The organism is Caldisericia bacterium (genome assembly GCA_026414995.1).
GTDB lineage: Bacteria > Caldisericota > Caldisericia > B22-G15 > B22-G15 > JAAYUH01.
Map to the genome: position 1 here is coordinate 1 of JAOAHY010000043.1, position 621 is coordinate 621.

Below are 621 nucleotides of genomic sequence, written 5' to 3' on the forward strand. Positions count from 1 at the left end.
GGTTAAGGCAAAGGATAATTTTATTAAGAGAATTACTAACTGATGATGGCAGTTTCTATATGCGCATCGACTATCACTTTGGCCATTATATGAAAGTCTTACTGGATGAAATTTTTGGAAAAGAGAATTTTAGAAATGAGATTATTGTCAATAGATCTAAGATAGCAAGAGAAGGATTATCAATAAATAAATTTGCCCAAAGAACCGACACTATTTTTTATTATACAAAAACAGCAAATTTTATATTTAATGGATATAAACGCCCAAGAAAATGTTCTTATTGTGGTGCTGAAAAACAACAAGTTTGGATTCCAATGCATTCACCAAGTGAATATAAAATACCTGAAAGAACAATATTAGGAAAAGTTTTGTTACCACCGAAAGGAAGACATTGGTCATTTAGTCAAGATAAAATTGATAAATACACTAAAGAGAAAAGAATTAGGATAAATAAAGATATTACTTATTTAAATATAAAAGGGGAAAAAGTAATCGGTATGCCTGAATATTTACAAAGTGAACATGAACCAGCAGATTCAGATTGGACGGATATTCCTGGATATGCATGGCTATATAATTATCCAACTGAAAATTCAGAATTTGTATTAGAAAGAATAATTG

General features: G+C 29.5%; 1 protein-coding gene. It reads left to right on the plus strand.

Annotated features, from left to right (window positions below; all coding sequences use genetic code 11):
* Nucleotides 1–59: 59 nt before the first annotated feature.
* A partial coding sequence (locus tag N3D74_06695; GenBank protein ID MCX8095851.1) for a site-specific DNA-methyltransferase occupies nucleotides 60–621 on the plus strand: 562 nt, incomplete at its 3' end.